Source organism: Pedobacter jeongneungensis, from assembly GCF_039538295.1.
Taxonomy (GTDB): Bacteria; Bacteroidota; Bacteroidia; order Sphingobacteriales; family Sphingobacteriaceae; genus Pedobacter; species Pedobacter jeongneungensis.
Window position 1 is genome coordinate 53,580 of sequence record NZ_BAABBY010000017.1, and the last position, 17,288, is coordinate 70,867.

General features: G+C 37.1%; 12 protein-coding genes. 7 read left to right on the forward strand and 5 right to left on the reverse strand.

Annotation, left to right across the window (positions count from 1 at the left end):
• Positions 1–4 precede the first annotated feature (4 nt).
• From ABD769_RS23785 to ABD769_RS23795, 3 genes are all read right to left on the reverse strand, one after another.
• Positions 5–2,086, reverse strand: coding sequence for a ComEC/Rec2 family competence protein (locus ABD769_RS23785; protein WP_344853866.1), 2,082 nt, complete (start codon positions 2,084–2,086; stop codon positions 5–7).
• A 3-nt stretch (positions 2,087–2,089) separates the two neighbouring features.
• Positions 2,090–4,123 carry a helix-hairpin-helix domain-containing protein gene (locus tag ABD769_RS23790; RefSeq protein WP_344853867.1) on the reverse strand — a complete coding sequence of 678 codons (2,034 nt, stop codon included), beginning with the start codon at positions 4,121–4,123 and terminating at the stop codon, positions 2,090–2,092.
• Positions 4,124–4,411: 288 nt separating this feature from the next.
• Positions 4,412–4,747, reverse strand: a complete 336-nt coding sequence (locus ABD769_RS23795; RefSeq protein ID WP_344853868.1) for a MerR family transcriptional regulator — start codon at positions 4,745–4,747, stop codon at positions 4,412–4,414.
• A 116-nt stretch (positions 4,748–4,863) separates the two neighbouring features.
• On the opposite strand from ABD769_RS23795, the gene alaS reads away from it, so the two are divergent.
• Positions 4,864–7,485 (forward strand): alanine--tRNA ligase, encoded by a 2,622-nt coding sequence (gene alaS / locus ABD769_RS23800; protein ID WP_344853869.1) that lies wholly within the window; start codon positions 4,864–4,866, stop codon positions 7,483–7,485.
• Positions 7,486–7,529: 44 nt separating this feature from the next.
• On the opposite strand, the gene ABD769_RS23805 is transcribed toward alaS, so the two are convergent.
• On the reverse strand, positions 7,530–8,033 hold the full coding sequence (locus ABD769_RS23805) for a hypothetical protein (RefSeq protein ID WP_344853870.1): 504 nt from the start codon (positions 8,031–8,033) through the stop codon (positions 7,530–7,532).
• Between the two features lie 124 nt (positions 8,034–8,157).
• Positions 8,158–8,751: a hypothetical protein gene (locus tag ABD769_RS23810; protein WP_344853871.1), complete on the reverse strand. Its 594-nt coding sequence runs from the start codon at positions 8,749–8,751 to the stop codon at positions 8,158–8,160.
• A 351-nt stretch (positions 8,752–9,102) separates the two neighbouring features.
• On the opposite strand from ABD769_RS23810, the gene ABD769_RS23815 reads away from it, so the two are divergent.
• From ABD769_RS23815 to ABD769_RS23840, 6 genes are all read left to right on the forward strand, one after another.
• A complete protein-coding gene (locus tag ABD769_RS23815; RefSeq protein WP_344853872.1) occupies positions 9,103–10,251 on the forward strand; it encodes an ATP-binding protein in 1,149 nt (382 codons plus the stop codon).
• A gap of 126 nt (positions 10,252–10,377) precedes the next feature.
• Complete coding sequence (gatB, locus tag ABD769_RS23820; RefSeq protein WP_344853873.1) at positions 10,378–11,841, forward strand: Asp-tRNA(Asn)/Glu-tRNA(Gln) amidotransferase subunit GatB; 1,464 nt, start codon at positions 10,378–10,380, stop codon at positions 11,839–11,841.
• Positions 11,841–12,953: a redoxin domain-containing protein gene (locus ABD769_RS23825; RefSeq protein ID WP_344853874.1), complete on the forward strand. Its 1,113-nt coding sequence runs from the start codon at positions 11,841–11,843 to the stop codon at positions 12,951–12,953. The genes gatB and ABD769_RS23825 overlap by 1 nt, the downstream gene beginning before the upstream one ends.
• 103 nt (positions 12,954–13,056) lie before the next feature.
• The gene (locus tag ABD769_RS23830) at positions 13,057–13,746 is read left to right on the forward strand and encodes a response regulator transcription factor (RefSeq protein ID WP_029274338.1); all 690 of its coding nucleotides are present in this window, start codon (positions 13,057–13,059) and stop codon (positions 13,744–13,746) included.
• Between the two features lie 354 nt (positions 13,747–14,100).
• Positions 14,101–14,823: an RluA family pseudouridine synthase gene (locus tag ABD769_RS23835; protein WP_293309063.1), complete on the forward strand. Its 723-nt coding sequence runs from the start codon at positions 14,101–14,103 to the stop codon at positions 14,821–14,823.
• Between the two features lie 75 nt (positions 14,824–14,898).
• The gene (locus ABD769_RS23840) at positions 14,899–16,689 is read left to right on the forward strand and encodes a chloride channel protein (RefSeq protein ID WP_344853875.1); all 1,791 of its coding nucleotides are present in this window, start codon (positions 14,899–14,901) and stop codon (positions 16,687–16,689) included.
• Positions 16,690–17,288 lie beyond the last annotated feature (599 nt).

Genomic DNA, 17,288 nt, shown 5'->3' on the forward strand with positions numbered 1-17,288 from the left:
ATTATTAGGTTAGTTGCACCAAATATGCTTTATTTTTCTTTAAAATATGAAAATCTAAATGATTATTCTCTGCAGTTTTTTTAAGAATCTCAATCTTATAATCCTTATTGGTAGCATCAATGATAAGGTTTTTATATTTTATTTCAGGCGCTAACCTTTCTAACTTAAATCTTGTATTGCCGCTAATCCAGATGGAAAACACACCGTTTCCACTCATTTTTTTATAATTTAGACATTCATCAGCCACTAATAGCTTATAATGATGAAATACAAGCTGATGGTTTCTCAACACAAAATTCTTAAGCACCGTATCTTTCTTTAAATTAATAAAACTGATGTTATTTATTTGTAGCTGTGTGAGTGCCGGTTTTACAAAAAAGTCATAATTTTTATCCGTAATTTTTAAATCGGTAACCAGAATGCTTTCTTTTCCTGTGATAAAGGCAGCCGCATAGTTTTTCCTTAACGAAAAGAAAATAATCTTTTGTTGATGAAATGCAGCCAGGTCATCATAGGCAACCAATACCTGATAGCCGGCGAAAATAAGGAGTGATGAAAATATAAAGCGCTTGTTGAAATTTGCCAGGCCATATATAAACAAGCCAAGTGCAAAACTCAATAAAATAAATTCGGGCAGATTAATCCATATTGATGAAAAAGTAGCATATGGCAAGTCAGCGATCCATTTCAATACTGAATTGGTAAAGTTAATGATCCACTCGAAAACTGGCGCTAAAAAACTAAACCATGGAACCAAAACAGCAATCCCAAGGTACATCATCAGCACCAATGGTATCGTGATAAAAAGATTACCAAAAAGAAAATAAAGTGGAAATTGATGGAAATAATAAATGCTTAAAGGAAAAGTGACAATTTGCGCTGCTAACGACATGGCAATAAAACTCCATAATTTATCTGTCCATTTATGTTTAATATAGAGCAGGTTATAAATTTTTGGCTGAAGATAAACCAAACCGAAAACAGCAATATAGGAGAGCTGGAAGCCAACGTCCCAAATTAAAAAGGGATCATAAAGCAATTGGCAAAATGCAGAGAACGCCAAAATATTATAACTATTGGTATTTTTGGATAAAACTTTTGCTGTAATTAAAATACTAATCATAATGGCCGAGCGCACAACAGAAGGAGATAAGCCTGTTAGCAGTGCATAGCCCCATATCAAAGTGCAGATCAGTATCAATTTGACGATTTTTAATGAACGATTCCTGTTCAGAAACATCAGCATAAAATCTAACACCACATAAATAATAGCAACATGTGCCCCTGAAACTGATAAAGCATGTATAGTGCCGGTTTTGGTATATGATGATAAAGTTTCTTTACTTAAATCGCCCCGATAACCCAAAATTAAGGTAGAAGCCACTGCAAAAGCCTCGTTGCTTCTAATTAAATTCCGGTATTTTTTCACCTGTTTTTCCCTCAGGATTAAGGCATGTTTTATAACTGGATTGCCTATGTTATTGTTGGTTTTAATGAGGTGCGCCTGATCAATAAAAGCCTGGTGGTAAATATTCTGATGCGAGAGCCAGGCCTTAAAATCAAATTCGGCCGGATTATATGGCGGCTCTATTTCCGTATATTTTGCAGAGATGATGATTTCATCGCCATATTTTAGTTGGATTGGTTTTAGGCTATCTAATCTTAGAGCCACCAGCAATTGGCCTGACAACCTAACCTGCTTATCTTTTTGATAGCCGGTAATTACTTTTGCCTTAAACCGCAGTATATTACCATTTTGCTGTGGTTCATCTTTTACCCAGATTTTTAAAGAAGTATAATTGCTGTTTCCAAAATAATCATTTTTTAGGGTTTGGTTATTTAATAAACAAAGTAAGCCGCCAAGGTTAAAGAAAAATAGATACAGCAAAACACCAATTGTTCCTTTATAGCGATAAATATTCAGCCTTTCATAGCAAATATTTAAACACAGAATGCACAGAAAATTTAGTAAAACTACAACGGAAAGAAATTGCAGGCACACTTTTGAGGGAAAGATATAAAAAATACCTGTCCCAATCAGAAAAGGGAATAATATCCTTACAAAAACGTATTCAGCTTTAAACATTCTTTAAAATTGGTAGCGCACCTGAACTTTAATTTCCGATTTCTTATTACCCTTAATCTCATCCAGGTAAGTACCTACTGTTTCAACATCCTGGTAAATAAACAACCCATACCGCATCCAGATATTTAACTTTTTAGCCAAATTGTATTTCAGGTTTAGATAAGTCCTGAAACCCTTTCCGCTATACATACCAAAACTAAAACTATATAATACATCATCTTCATAGGCATATATCCTGCTGTTGTAACTTGGTGTATTGAAATAAGAAAACCTCACATTGCCGGTAATTTTCGAGAACATGGGAGAATAATCAACGTCCTGATAAATGAGGTAACCAAATTCTGTATTTGCATTTCCCTTTTTATATTGAGAAACTTCAGCACGATTTTGAAAGCTCCAATTCTTGTTGAGCAACCAGTTTACTTCAATCCGGTATCCTTGTTTGTTTACATCATCTAAAAAATTAATGGGTACATCCAGGTCGGTATTCTGTTGTTTTTTTTCTGTTTTAAAGCGCGCTAAAATTTTAAAGGTTTTATCCGGGGTATAAACAACCTGTCCTAATGCTTCGTAACCTTTTGATGGTTCATCCACGCGGTATTTTAACCAAGGAAACTTAAAAAAATCACCATACATTGAAATTGCCCACTGTTTATTTGGATTAACATTTACGCCGATATACAAGCCTTTTTCGTTAACAGCTTCGCTGGATTCGGATACCGCCTGATTAAAGAAATTATGGTAATCTTTGGCATAATCGCGATAGGTTAGGGCAGCAGAAACCGCTTTGGATAAACTAACGAGTACACCGTTAATATAAGCAACGCCACCGCGGGCACCTTTGGCCGCCTCGCCATAGAGGTACATGTTTTTATAAGTATAATTATAAAACAACCCTAAATTGGTTAATGATTTGCCGGTAAAACTGTATTTATCGTAAGCAGCAGTTTGTACCACAAAATCATTTCCATAAGTACTTTGGTAAGCAACTGCGCCAAGACCAAATTCATTTTTGGTATATTGGAGAACAGCTCCGTATAATTGCTGACTTAAAACATTTTTATTTTTTATTTCGGAAGGTGTTCGGTGCAAGCCGGTTTGATTGATGGTCGATTGAACCAGATTTCCTTCCTTATCGGTTTTCTGGCTTGCATCAAGATTTCTAAAAGAAACAAATGGGGTAATGTCTATATTTTTGAAAAGATTAACGGTTGCCGATACTCCTCTGAAAAAAGAATATTCGTTGGTAGAATTGTATGGCCTTAAACCCAAATCCTTTTTGGCTACGCTGGTTACATCCGGTCCTTTACCAAAAGAGAAGCCCGACCACAAAGTTAAACCTTGTCCGAATTGTAAAGTATAATCGCCAACAACAAGTTTTTTAATCCTGCCTAATTTAAACAAGGCTACATTACCGGAGTAAAAATCAAAAGGCTTGCTGAAAAATTTTTCACCGGCATCCTTATCCATTGTGAGGCCAGCAGAAAGTATAGTACTATAATTAAAACGATAACGTGTCTGAAACCTTTCCGGGGTACCCAAATATCGGTTTCCGGGCAAATCGGTAAAGCCTTTTTGCTTTTCTAAGTTCTGTGCATAGCGCATCATCAGGTCATTTTCGCCAAGATTATAAATGTTTTTAAAATTAAGCTGCTGGTACTCCGGTAGAACATTAACCGCTACAAAAGGTAATAAATTCTGAACCGTTTTAACATCAAAACCATCAATGCTTTGTAACTCCAGCACATCTGCAAATTGTCCGTTTTCTTTAACGTAAGAGAAAAAGTTACTAACCTGCAATGGAGAAAGAAAAACCAGACTCTTTAATTCTTCCGGAGAGGTGTGGTTAAGGTCGATCGGATGTTTACGATACCTCATTAGCACATCAACCAGCTCAGTCATATCGTAATCATCCGGCAGGCTTTCGGTAACACTTTCCAGAATATCGCGGATATCTATTTCTGTTTCGTTGCTCTGTTGTGCATTTGCAATGAATCCCATCATCACAAAAGCGATAATTAAGATCCTAGCAAGCATAAATAGCAGGATTGGATTGTAAAAACCAGACATTAATAACAACCAAACAGCTATTGCTGACTGGTGTAAAACTAGTCGACAGATTATTCTGGAGAGAAAAATAGTTGAAAGATAAATCGATCAACAGCAGATACCATATTTTCATAAGCGGAGATTAAGCCAGTTAAAGAAAATAGGGTGATGGTTGATTAATTAAAACTAATGTAGAAATATATTTTAAATACTACAAAATAAATAATTATAAAAATACAGTATTGTAGGATTAAAAAGCAGTTTGCGGTATGCAGATTAAAGTTCTTCGGCGAGTTTAACTAAAAAAACTTTCAGTTTTTCCAGTGAATCGATAATTTTCTGGTTCTCTTTCACGTCCGATTTATTGTTTTTCAGGTATTCTTTTGCACCTTTTAAAGTGAAACCCTTTTCATCAACCAGATTGAAGATAATCTTTAGGTTTTCTATATCTTCCGGGGTAAAAAGACGGTTGCCTTTTTTGTTTTTCTTAGGCTGAAGAATATCGAATTCTTTTTCGTAAAAACGGATTTGGGATGCGTTTACATTAAACATTTCAGTCACCTCGCCCATGGTATAATACATTTTATTAATGTCTCTTTCTTTATACGGCATAACTTGTGCTTGATTATGAGTGTTTTATATCGATTAATTAAAGTATTCAAATGTAGCTCGATTTTTCCTTATTAACGCAATAAAATTTTAATTTTGTTGCCTCCAATAATATTGAAATGACAGCAAAAGAGATTAGACAGGCATTCCTTAGTTTTTTTGAATCGAAACAGCATCATGTTGTTCCTTCAGCACCGATTGTGGTTAAAAACGACCCGACATTGATGTTTACCAATGCGGGTATGAACCAATTTAAAGATTTGTTTTTAGGAGAGGCCGCCATAAAATATTCTCGTGTTGCGGATACTCAACGCTGTTTGCGCGTTTCTGGTAAACATAACGACCTGGAAGAAGTAGGGATCGATACCTATCACCACACCATGTTCGAAATGCTGGGCAACTGGAGTTTTGGCGATTATTTTAAAAAAGAAGCCATTGCCTGGAGCTGGGAATTATTGACCGAGGTTTATAAAATCCCGAAAGAAAAGTTATATGTTACTTATTTCGAGGGAGATGAAAAAGAAGGTCTGGAAAAAGACCAGGAAGCTTATGACCTTTGGAAACAATATGTAGATGAAAGCCATATTTTACCCGGAAATAAAAAAGATAATTTTTGGGAAATGGGCGATACCGGACCATGCGGACCTTGTTCTGAAATCCATGTAGATTGCCGCACTGACGAAGAAAAAGCATTGGTTGATGGCGCTACTCTGGTAAATGCCGATCATCCGCAGGTGATCGAAATCTGGAACAACGTATTTATGCAGTTTAATCGTTTAAAAGATGGTTCACTGCAAAGTTTACCGGCCAAACATGTTGATACTGGTATGGGTTTTGAGCGTTTGGTACGTGTTTTACAGGAGAAAACATCCAACTACGATACTGACGTTTTTCAGCCAATGATCCAGTTTATTTCTGATAAAGCAGGAATAAAATATGGTGCCGACGAGAAAACAGACATTGCCATGCGTGTAATGGCCGATCATATCCGTGCGATTTCATTCGTAATTGCCGATGGACAGTTGCCATCAAATAATAAAGCTGGTTATGTAATCCGTAGGATTTTACGTCGTGCCGTACGTTATGCTTATACTTTCTTAAACTTTAAAGAGCCGTTTTTAAATCAATTGGTTCCTTTATTGGCAGAGCAATTTAAAGGTGTTTTTGATGAATTGATTTCGCAACAGGATTTCGTTCAGAAAGTGGTTCTGGAAGAAGAAGTTTCGTTTTTAAGGACTTTATCTACAGGAATTCAGCGTTTTGAAAAATATCAGGCTTCCAATAATGTAGTTGAAGGCGGATTTGCTTTCGAATTATCAGATACTTTTGGTTTTCCTATTGATTTAACTGAATTAATGGCAAGAGAAAAAGGCTGGAGCGTTGACTTGATTGGTTACGAGCAAGCTTTGAAAAAACAAAAAGACGATAGCCGCGCTGCAACAGCCATAGATACAGGTGATTGGATCGTAGTAAATGCAGAAGATCAGAGCGAATTTGTAGGTTATGATGACCTTGAAATTGAAACGGAGATTCTAAAATACCGTAAAGTAAAAGCGAAAGGAAAAGAGCAATATCAGATTGTACTTCGCCAGACACCTTTTTATGCTGAAAGTGGTGGTCAGGTAGGAGATACCGGCCGTTTAGAAGACCATAGCCGTCAGTTTTGGGTTGATATTACTGATACCAAGAAAGAAAACGGACTAACTGTTCATTTTGCAGATATACTACCTGATAATCTGGAAGGTAAATTTTGGGCTGTTGTAGATGAAGATAAACGTGTTTTAACAGAAGATAACCACTCGGCTACTCACTTATTGCATGCAGCCCTTAAACAGGTTTTAGGAAAACATGTTAATCAGAAAGGATCTTTGGTTAATGCTGATTATTTACGTTTTGATTTTTCTCATTTCGCGAAAGTAACTGATGAAGAGCTGGCTCAGATCGAAGTGATCGTAAATCAGAAAATCCGCCAGAACATTAAGTTAAAGGAACAACGTAACGTTCCTTATCAGGATGCTATTGAAAGTGGTGTAACAGCTTTATTTGGTGAAAAATATGGTGATTTTGTGCGCATGATTACTTTTGACGATCATTTCTCAAAAGAACTTTGCGGCGGCACACACGTAAAAGCGACCGGGCAGATCGGTTCTTTCAAAATTGTTTCAGAAAGTGCAGTAGCTGCAGGTGTGCGTCGTATTGAAGCCATTACTGCTGATAAAGCAGAGCAGTTTTTCTTAGATCAGAGAAAAGAATTAGGGCATTTAAAAGCATTATTAAACGGTAGCAAAGATTTATCAGCGTCTGTTCAGGCTTTATTGGATGAAAACGCAAAACTGAAAAAGGAAATCGAAAAATCGACAATAGAGCGTGTAAATACCTTGAAACATGAAATTGTTCACCATGTAAGGGGGATCAACGGAATTAACCTGATTGCCAAACATATCGATTTACAAAGTGCCGAAGCCGTTAAAAACCTGGCTTTCTCTTTAAAAGATATGATTGATAACCTTTTTCTGGTTTTTACTACTGAAATTGATGGTAAACCAGGAATCACGGTAATGCTTTCTGACCATTTGGTTAAAAAAGGATTAAATGCTTCAAACATTGTCCGCGAATTGGGCAAAGAAATTCAGGGCGGTGGAGGTGGTCAGCCGTTCTATGCAACAGCAGGAGGTAAAAATCCGGCAGGATTAAAAGTTGTGCTTGAAAAAGCAGAAAGCTTTATTCCTCAACAACAATAATCATCAGGAAATAAAAAAGAGGCCCTAAAGCCTCTTTTTTTATTTTAATGTCTGCCATGTTTTTCCCGGTGTCCTCTGGAGAATAAACTTGAATTTACCCTTCTGTCGTGGTGCCTGTTATCAACATGATAAGATCTGTAATTGTTTCTTGGTGCGCGGTATCTGATCCTGTCTCCACCACCATATGATGATCGGTAGTAATTGGTGCGGCTGGCATAAGTAACCCTGTGTGTATTGTAATGGCGGTAAGGATTGTTGCCATACATTACAATTTTTCGTCCATGGTGCAAATCATACCCTCTATATCTTGCAGGTAAATACCTCGAACGTGTCCACCTGTTTCCATTTAAATAAACAAATTGTCTTTGCGGAACATAATAGTAAGATTGTACTTCCGGCAGATAATAATAATCAACGCTTTGATAGCCTGCCGGAACCCATGCAGGTTGTGCGCCAATATTTAAATTAATACTTACCTGAGCGTTAGATTGATTAGATGTTAAAGCCACGATACCTAAAATCGCGGAAATGATAAATAACTTTTTCATAATAATCCATTTTATTTGTGTGTACTTCAGTAATTCAAACGCTGTGCCAAAACTTCTATTGTAACAGAGATATGAAAAAAGGGAGCACCACACGGCACTCCCTAATCAAAACCAAATATTATTACTAGTGGCGCTCGTTACCACGGCCTTCTTCACGGTTTCTCTCTGGACGATTATCGTGACCATTTTTAAATTGAGAACGGCCATTATTTTGGGCTGGTCTTGTTACATTCTTTTGTACTACACGGTTCGGGCGGTTATTGATAACAGTAACATTTCTTGCAGGTCTTTGGTTATAATTCGGATGTCCTTTTACAACAAAATATTTACTATCGCGACTATCTCTGATAATGGTTTGACGGCCACCATAGTTTTTATATTTGCTATATCTGGTTACATAGATATTATTTCGTAAATAGGGTTTAGGCTCATTGATTACCACTTTATAAGCGCGGTATAAATCAAAGTTCCTATATTGGGCAGGTAAACTGTTTGTCCAAACCCAACCGCCACCGTTCGAATAAATGTATTGGCCAGATGGTACATAATAATAAGCATCTATATCAGGGAAATAATAATAATCTACATGATCATAACCTGTTGGCCCCCAAACGGGTTGCGAACCAATATTGATATTTAAGCTAACCTGTGCTTTCGCATTTTTGATGCCGAATAATGAAACCATCAGTACTGCGGCAAATAAAACTAACTTTTTCATAACTTTTTAATTAAGGTTTCTTGTGTGTTTAGTTAATAGACTAGGCCACCGGATTGTGGTTTAATTGAATTGACTGTATTTAACATTCTTTAACTATTTACAATCATTGAGTAATTTTACTCATCTTACTGAGTAAATTGTAATTATGTGTTTAATGTGTTGTTATATAGATGTTTATATAAAAATATTTAAGTAATTACCGCGATAATAACTGGCTTATTTAGCTTAATAAATCGAGTTAAGGATAATTAAATTAGGATTTACTTATTACATTGAGTAATTTTACTCAGTTTATTGAGTAAATTGTATATTATGTTTCAAAGATCTCATTTTCAAAAACTTATAAAGGTAATGAACGAACCAAAAAGGTTTATTCAGGTACTTGTTGGCCCCCGGCAGGTTGGTAAAACAACATTATTAAGCCAATTGGTAAAAGATTTAGCTACGCCATGCATATTTGAGTCTGCTGATGCCGTTGTAGCTTCTGATAGAACCTGGATTGAACAAATATGGTACAATACCAGGGAATTGATGAAAGAACCTGGTACTAATGAATACATTTTAGTTATTGATGAGATTCAGAAAATAGATAACTGGAGCGAAATTGTAAAACGCCTCTGGGATGAAGACATGCGCAATGGTGTAAACATAAAGGTCATCCTGTTAGGTTCATCAAGATTATTAATTCAGCAGGGATTAACGGAATCGTTGGCAGGAAGGTTCGAATTAACTTATTTAGGGCATTGGAGTTTTGCCGAAATGGAAAGCGCTTTCGGTTTTACTGCAGAACAGTATGTTTGGTTTGGTGGTTATCCGGGTTCTGCAGGATTAATCGGGGATGAGGAGAGATGGAAAAGCTACGTTTTAAATGCCTTGATCGAAACCAGTATTTCTAAAGATATTTTAATGCTTACGCGTGTGGATAAACCTGCCTTAATGAAACGTTTATTTGAGCTTGGGTGCTTGTATTCCGGTCAGATCCTTTCCTACACCAAAATAGTTGGTCAGCTTTCAGATGCAGGCAATACCACTACCTTATCTCATTATATGGAATTACTGGATACTGCAGGCTTGCTTGGTGGTATAGAGAAATATGCAGCTGATGTAATTCGCAAACGGTCTTCCAGCCCAAAATTCCAGGTGCATAATAACGCTTTAGTGAGTGCTCAAAGAAATGAGTTTTTCGGAGAAATAAAAAAGCTGCCCGCAGAATGGGGCAGGATGGTCGAATCTTCGATAGGCGCACATCTTTTAAATTCTTCTTTTGTTGAGGACTATAAGGTATTTTATTGGCGACACCGGAATGATGAGGTAGATTTTGTTTTAGAAAAAAGAGGCAAAGTGGTCGGCATTGAAGTTAAAAGTACCGGCTTTATAAGCAAAACCTCAGGCATGGATGCATTTAATAAGATATATAAGCCTGATAAAATGCTTCTGGTAGGTGCAGGTGGCTTGCCATGGCAGGAATTTTTAAAAATTTCTCCTTCAAGCCTTTTTTAAGGAAAGACTAAATAATAACTATATTTGAAACATTAATATTTAACCAGTGATTAATGGCATGCAAATTAAAATTAAATCTGCATCGATCTATGGCTAATAAATTTATAAACACACATCGAGCTTTAAATGCCTTTACTAGAAAAAAGTCCCCAAAATACTTTCGAACTCGTTTCAGGACTGGAAATACACGTTCAGTTAAATACAAATACAAAAATATTTTCTGCTGATAGTGCATCTTTCGGGGCTTTGCCTAATCAAAATATATCAACCGTTTCGCTGGCCTTGCCTGGCGCTTTACCAAAGCTTAATAAAGAAGTGGTGGCAAAGGCCATTCGTATCGGTTTGGCTTTAAACTGCACGATTAATCAGGTAAACCATTTCGACAGGAAAAACTATTTTTATGCCGACCTGCCAAAAGGCTATCAGATTACACAAGACAATCAGCCCATCTGCGTAAATGGCTTTTTAGAGGTACAATTATCAGATGGTTCTACAAAAAAGATTGGTATTAACAGAATTCACTTGGAAGAAGATGCCGGCAAAAGTATCCACGATCAGGATGAAAACTTTTCGCTTGTTGATTTAAACCGTGCCGGGGTTCCTTTAATCGAAATTGTAACCGAGCCCGATATCCGCAGTTCGGAAGAAGCTTCTGTGCTGTTAAGCGAAATCAGGAAACTGGTAAGGCATTTAGATGTAAGCGACGGCAACATGGAAGAAGGCAGTTTGCGTTGCGATGCCAATATTTCTATCCGCCCGCAGGGCACTACTGAATTCGGAACCCGTTGCGAAGTAAAAAACCTAAACTCCATGCGTAACGTACGCAGGGCTATGGATTTCGAATTCGGCCGTCAGGTAGAAGTGACCAATAATGGTGGGCGGATTATTCAGAGCACTTTGAATTTTGATGCCGATAAAGGAACTACTTCTCCAATGCGTACCAAAGAAGAAGCTAACGATTACCGTTATTTCTCTGATCCAGATTTACAGCCGATCCATATTTCGGATGAGTGGTTGGCGGAGATCAAATCGTTAATGCCGGCTTTGCCAAATGAAATTTCACAACAAATGATTGCTGAATTTGGAATCAGTAAGGCCGATGCAGCCCTTTTTGCAGAAGATTTGGATCTGTTAAATTATTTTAACGCTGCAATAGCAGTTGTTAAGAATAAAAAAAGCCTCATCAATTGGTTAATCGGTCCGATCAGAGCGGTTCTAAATGAAAAAGGGATTACCATTAATGATTTTAAAGTAAATCCTTCACAACTGGCTGAAGCCATTAATCTTGTTGATGATAAAAAAATTACGCAACAAATTGCAGTTCAGCAACTATTACCTGCTTTAGAACTTCAGGGCAATGCAAATGTTACCGGTCTTGCTCAATCATTAAACCTACTTATTTCCGAAAATGACGATGAATTAAGTAGTTTTATTGATGAAGTGTTAAATAAATATCCACAACAGGTAGAAGCGTACAAGAAAGGTAAAAAAGGCGTTTTAGGTTTATTTGTTGGCGATGTAATGAAACTGGCCAAGGGTAAAGCCGATGCTAAAAAATTAAATGAATTAATACTTGAAAAACTGAAATAATGAGACTAAAACAATTGAGCCTGATCATGCTGATCGCGGTTGCCTTCACTGCATGTAAACCAAAAGACAGCTTTACCATAGATGGAACTTTCAAAAATCCCGGAACGGAGAAGAAAGTGCTTTTATATGGCATGCAGAACAGCAATATGATCGCAATTGATTCGACCAATTTATCAGAAAAAGGCGAATTTAAATTTACACGTAAAACCCCATCTGTAGATTTTTTCAGGGTATCGTTAGGTAATCATGAATTTATGCTGATTGCAAAAAATGGTGATGACATTAAGCTTGAAGCCGATATAGCAGATAAAACCATGGCTTACAAAATTTCTGGTGCGAATGAAGTGGATAAATTATCCGAACTGAATGCCATCAGGAACAACTTCGCCAAACAGGTAGAGAAATTGCAGGCAGATTTTGAAGCAAAAGTAGCCACTCAACCACAAAACAGGGCTGCTGTGTTAGAATCGATGAAACCTCAGTACGAATCTTATGTCAATCAGCTAAATACGCAGATTATTAAATTTGCAAAGGATAATAAAGGAACACTTGCAAGTTTTTATGCGATGAATACGTTGAGTCCGCAGGAGTTTGAAGCCGAACTGGTGCAGTTTGCTGATGAAGTTAAAGAAGAAATTAAAGGCAATGCTACGGTTGATGCTTTTGTAAAACAAATGGCCTTATTAAAAGCCGTTCAGGTTGGTCAGGTTGCACCGGCATTTACCATCAACACAGCAGATAATAAACCGGTGAGTTTATCCGATTACAAAGGAAAATATGTATTGATCGATTTCTGGGCTTCTTGGTGCCAGCCTTGCCGCCAGGAGAACCCGAATGTAGTTAAAGTGTACAATAAATATAAAAGCAAAAACTTCGATATTATCGGTATTTCGTTAGATACTGACAAAGCAGCGTGGTTAGGTGCGGTAAAAGCAGACGGATTAACCTGGACACATGTTTCGGAATTGAAAGATTTTAATGGCGAAACGGTTAAAAAATATCAGGTACAGGCAATTCCAACCTCTTACCTCGTTGATCCGACTGGGAAAATTGTGGCTAAAAACCTGCGCGGCGACGAACTGGAAGCATTTTTAGCCAAAACGTTACGTTAAAACAAATTCCATGTTAAACTAATTTAAGTAATTAACAATTTCTTAACTTAGGCTTAACTAAATATTGCATCATAGATACTACTTTCGTAACAAATATTTAACTATGAACAACGCAGGTCAGAAAATATTAATTGTTGATGATGAACCAGATATTCTGGAACTTATTGAATATAACCTAAAGAAAGAAGGTTATCAGGTTTTCACAGCGACCAATGGCCAGGAAGGAATTACTGTTGCGAAAAAGGTTCATCCGGATTTAATTATCCTGGATATTATGATGCCTAAAATGGATGGGATTGAGGCTTGCCGTTTAATGCGTGCAATACCTGAATTTAAAAACACTTTTATGGTTTTCTTAACCGCCAGAAGTGAAGAATATTCTGAAATCGCAGGTTTTAATGTTGGTGCCGATGATTATATTGCAAAACCGATTAAACCACGCGCTTTGGTGAGCCGCATTAATGCGATTTTGAGAAGAAATACGGGAACAGAAGAGGTATCTGAAAATAAACTTGAAATCGGAGATTTGGTAATCGACCGTGAAGCTTACCTGGTTTTTCAGGGGGGGAACAAAGTGGTATTGGCTAAAAAAGAATTTGAACTATTATACTTATTGGCTTCTAAACCAGGAAAGGTTTATACGAGAGAATCGATCCTTAAAAATATCTGGGAAGATTCGGTAGTGGTAACCAACAGGACTATTGATGTTCACATCCGTAAATTAAGGGAAAAATTAGGCGAAACTTATGTATCTACTGTAAAAGGAGTGGGTTATAAGTTTGAGCTTTCTTAAATAATTTTTCACCACAGATAGACACAGATTAACACAGATTTTTTCTGATGCTTAATCTGTGTTTTTTTTATGCTGTCATTCTGAGGTACGAAGAATCTCTTACATTTTAGCTCTGCTGCTAAAATACCTCTGCTTTTTTCATCTGCTTTTATTTTATAACACATTCTATTTCCTGGAGATTCTTCACTGCGTTCAGAATGACAAAATGCGCCAGGAAGACGACACACAAGGTAAAACCATCATGCTATCGCCGATCTTCCTCTTTCCATATCTGTTTATCCCTTTTATCTGTGGTTAATTCCTCAACCAATAAAAATAAAATCGTATTTTTGCGCTTCATTAATTACACACAGTTTGAAGTTTCCTAATTTTAAAGACCTTATTCTTTTCGAAGACAACGATTTTATTGTAATCAATAAACCTCCGTTTTTAGCCTCGCTCGATGAACGTGGCGGATCGGGGGAAACCAACGTTTTGCGCCTGGCCAAACAATATAGCGATGATGCACAGGTTTGCCACCGTTTGGATAAGGAAACTTCTGGTGCTTTAATTATTGCGAAAAACCCTGAAGGTTACCGTCACGCTTCTATGCAGTTCGAAAGAAGAAAGGTAAATAAAACTTATCATGCCGTGGTAGATGGGCATGTTATATTTGACGATTTAACGGTCGACCTGCCTATCTTAAACGATGGCAATAAAAATGTAACCATCGATAGGGCTGAGGGTAAAAGGGCTGAAACGATATTCAACTCTTTAAAATACTACAAACATTATACTTTGGTAGAGTGTAAGCCGATTACGGGTAGAATGCACCAGATCCGGATCCACCTGGCTACGCAAAGAGCGGCTATTGTGGGCGACGATATGTACAAAGGAAAACCTGTTTTTCTTTCTTCAATCAAAAGAGGTTATAAATTAACCAAAGGTGAAGAGGAACAACCCATTATGAAACGTTTTGCTTTACACGCCCGTCATCTGGTTTTTAAAGGATTAAATGATCAGGATATTGTAATCGATGCTCCATACCCTAAAGATTTTGCAACATTAATAAAATTACTGGATAAATTTGATGCATAAAAGAGGCCTTTAAATTGGCTTCTCCTTTTGTTTTTGTTACTTTTGGGCATCGCCCTCTATTTAAAAAACAATAGAATGTACATCAGATTTGTAAATTACCTTGATAGGGTTAACCAATACCGGAAATCTAAAATATCAAACCGTAATTTCTTAATTATCCTGGCCGTAATTGTCGGGATTTTGGCCGGATTGGCGGCAGCCGTTTTAAAAAGTTTAACCCACCACATCGAAGAATTTCTTCAGTCAGACTGGCACTGGAAATACAAATATTATCTGTATTTTATTTTTCCGATGATCGGTATTTTTCTGACGGTCTTGTACATCAAATATTTTATCCGCAGAACGAAATTCGAAACGGGTTTAACGCCGCTGCTTTATGCCATTTCAAAAAAATCGAGTAAGGTTGAGGCACACAATATTTACTCGCAAATCATCACGGCAGCCGTTACAGTTGGTTTCGGCGGTTCAACCGGTTTAGAGGCACCCATTGTAACCAGCGGATCAGCAATTGGATCCAATCTTGGCCGTTTGTTAGGCTTATCGTATCGCGAAATTACCATGCTGGTAGCTTGTGGAGCGGCAGCAGGTATTGCAGGTGCTTTTAATAGTCCGGTGGCGGGGATTGTTTTTGCCATCGAGATCTTATTGCCAGAGTTTACCATTCCCGCATTTATTCCTTTATTACTATCTGCGGCAACAGCAGCTGTGGTAGCCAGGTTATTTTACACGCAACAACTTTTCTTTCTGGTTACAGAAGGGTGGAAGGTAAACGCCTTGTTCTATTATGTAATTTTGGCCTGTTTTATTGGTTTATTTTCCATTTATTTTACCAAAGCCAATTATGCAGTTAAAGGATTGTTCTATAAAATAAAACACCCTTATACCAAAGTAATTGTAGGTGGTTTGATGCTCGGTGCATTGGTATTTTTATTTCCAACACTTTATGGTGAGGGGTATATTACGATAAAAGGGTTATTAAAAGGTGATTATCATACAGTGATCAATAACAGTATTTTTGCCGATTATAGCTCGATTTCGGCTTTGGTTGTTTTATTTACAGTGGTTACCATTTTTATGAAATCGATCGCTACACTGGTTACTTTAGGAGCTGGTGGTAATGGTGGTACATTTGCTCCAAGTTTGATTATGGGTGGTTTAATCGGGTTTATTTTTGCTTATGTGGTGAACCTTTCTGGAATTGCACAGCTGAATGTTTCTAATTTTATTGTAGCTGGGATGGCTGCCGCCTTAGGTTCGATTATGCATGCACCATTGACGGGAATATTTCTTATCGCCGAAATTACCGGAGGATATATCCTGATGGTTCCGCTGATGATTACCACAGCAATTTCTTACGCCATTAACCGCAGCTCACAAAAACACTCTATTTATACTAAAGCACTTGCCGATAAGGGAGAATTGTTATCACACGAGGACAAGGACACGACGGTTTTAAACCAGATGAAGCTGAAATACCTGATCGAGAAAAGTTATCCGCAGTTGCAGATGAACGATCAGATTTCAGTTAAGATGAATGAAATTCTGCAATCGCATAAAAATATCTGCGCAGTTACTGATGAACTGGGTGATTTTAAAGGTATTATTTATATTGAAGAGTTGTTTAATAAGATGATCAATCATCCGGACAAAGAAAATCTACTGGCTTCTCATTTAGTGCAGGCCGCACCGAATACGATTGCAGAAAATGATGACCTGAAACTGGTACTGGAGAAAATGGAGCAGGATAATGTGTGGATTTTACCAGTGCTTACTGCACAAAATCAATATTTAGGTTTTGTGTCTAAAACAGCTATTTTTAATAAATACAGGGCATTGCTGATGAGGCAAAATGATTATATGGGTTGAGAGAGGTCTTAATGTTGCAATGTTAAGATGGGTTGTAATGTTGGAATGTTTTAAAGTTGGAATGTTAGCCGGAGAACCTTAAAATCCCGCATGATTGTCATTTCTACCATGGTGAAGAAATCTACGGATTGATAGCTTTTACAGATTTCTCCATTTCGCTGCGCTACAGTCGAAATGACGACTTTCCTGTTGTTTTGATGTTGTAATGTTTAATGTTTTAAAGTTGGGATGTTGCCCGGAGAACCTTAAAATCCCGCCTGATTATCATTTATACCGTAGTGGATAATTTACGGCTAGATAGCTTTTATAGATTTCTCCATTTCGCTGCGCTACAGTCGAAATGACGACTAGCCTGTTGTTTTGATATTGTAATGTTTAATGTTTTAAAGTTGGGATGTTGCCCGGAGAACCTTAAAATCCCGCATGATTATCATTTATACCGTAGTGGATAATTTACGGCTAGATAGCTTTTATAGATTTCTCCATTTCGCTTCGCTACAGTCGAAATGATTGTTATGATAAAAACAAATTTTAAGCGGCAATATTAAAGTTATTTTTATAGCTCTCCTGGTTTTTAATAACAGCAGCAATTCTTAGCG

Coding starts and splice junctions, on each gene's coding strand:
- ABD769_RS23810 (WP_344853871.1), bottom strand. CDS start 8,751: ATGAAAAAGTTAGTTTTATTTGCCGCAGTACTGATGGTTTCATTATTC.
- ABD769_RS23840 (WP_344853875.1), top strand. CDS start 14,899: ATGTACATCAGATTTGTAAATTACCTTGATAGGGTTAACCAATACCGG.
- ABD769_RS23830 (WP_029274338.1), top strand. CDS start 13,057: ATGAACAACGCAGGTCAGAAAATATTAATTGTTGATGATGAACCAGAT.
- ABD769_RS23805 (WP_344853870.1), bottom strand. CDS start 8,033: ATGAAAAAGTTATTTATCATTTCCGCGATTTTAGGTATCGTGGCTTTA.
- ABD769_RS23825 (WP_344853874.1), top strand. CDS start 11,841: ATGAGACTAAAACAATTGAGCCTGATCATGCTGATCGCGGTTGCCTTC.
- ABD769_RS23790 (WP_344853867.1), bottom strand. CDS start 4,123: ATGCTTGCTAGGATCTTAATTATCGCTTTTGTGATGATGGGATTCATT.
- ABD769_RS23795 (WP_344853868.1), bottom strand. CDS start 4,747: ATGCCGTATAAAGAAAGAGACATTAATAAAATGTATTATACCATGGGC.
- ABD769_RS23815 (WP_344853872.1), top strand. CDS start 9,103: ATGAACGAACCAAAAAGGTTTATTCAGGTACTTGTTGGCCCCCGGCAG.
- gatB (WP_344853873.1), top strand. CDS start 10,378: ATGCCTTTACTAGAAAAAAGTCCCCAAAATACTTTCGAACTCGTTTCA.
- ABD769_RS23785 (WP_344853866.1), bottom strand. CDS start 2,086: ATGTTTAAAGCTGAATACGTTTTTGTAAGGATATTATTCCCTTTTCTG.
- alaS (WP_344853869.1), top strand. CDS start 4,864: ATGACAGCAAAAGAGATTAGACAGGCATTCCTTAGTTTTTTTGAATCG.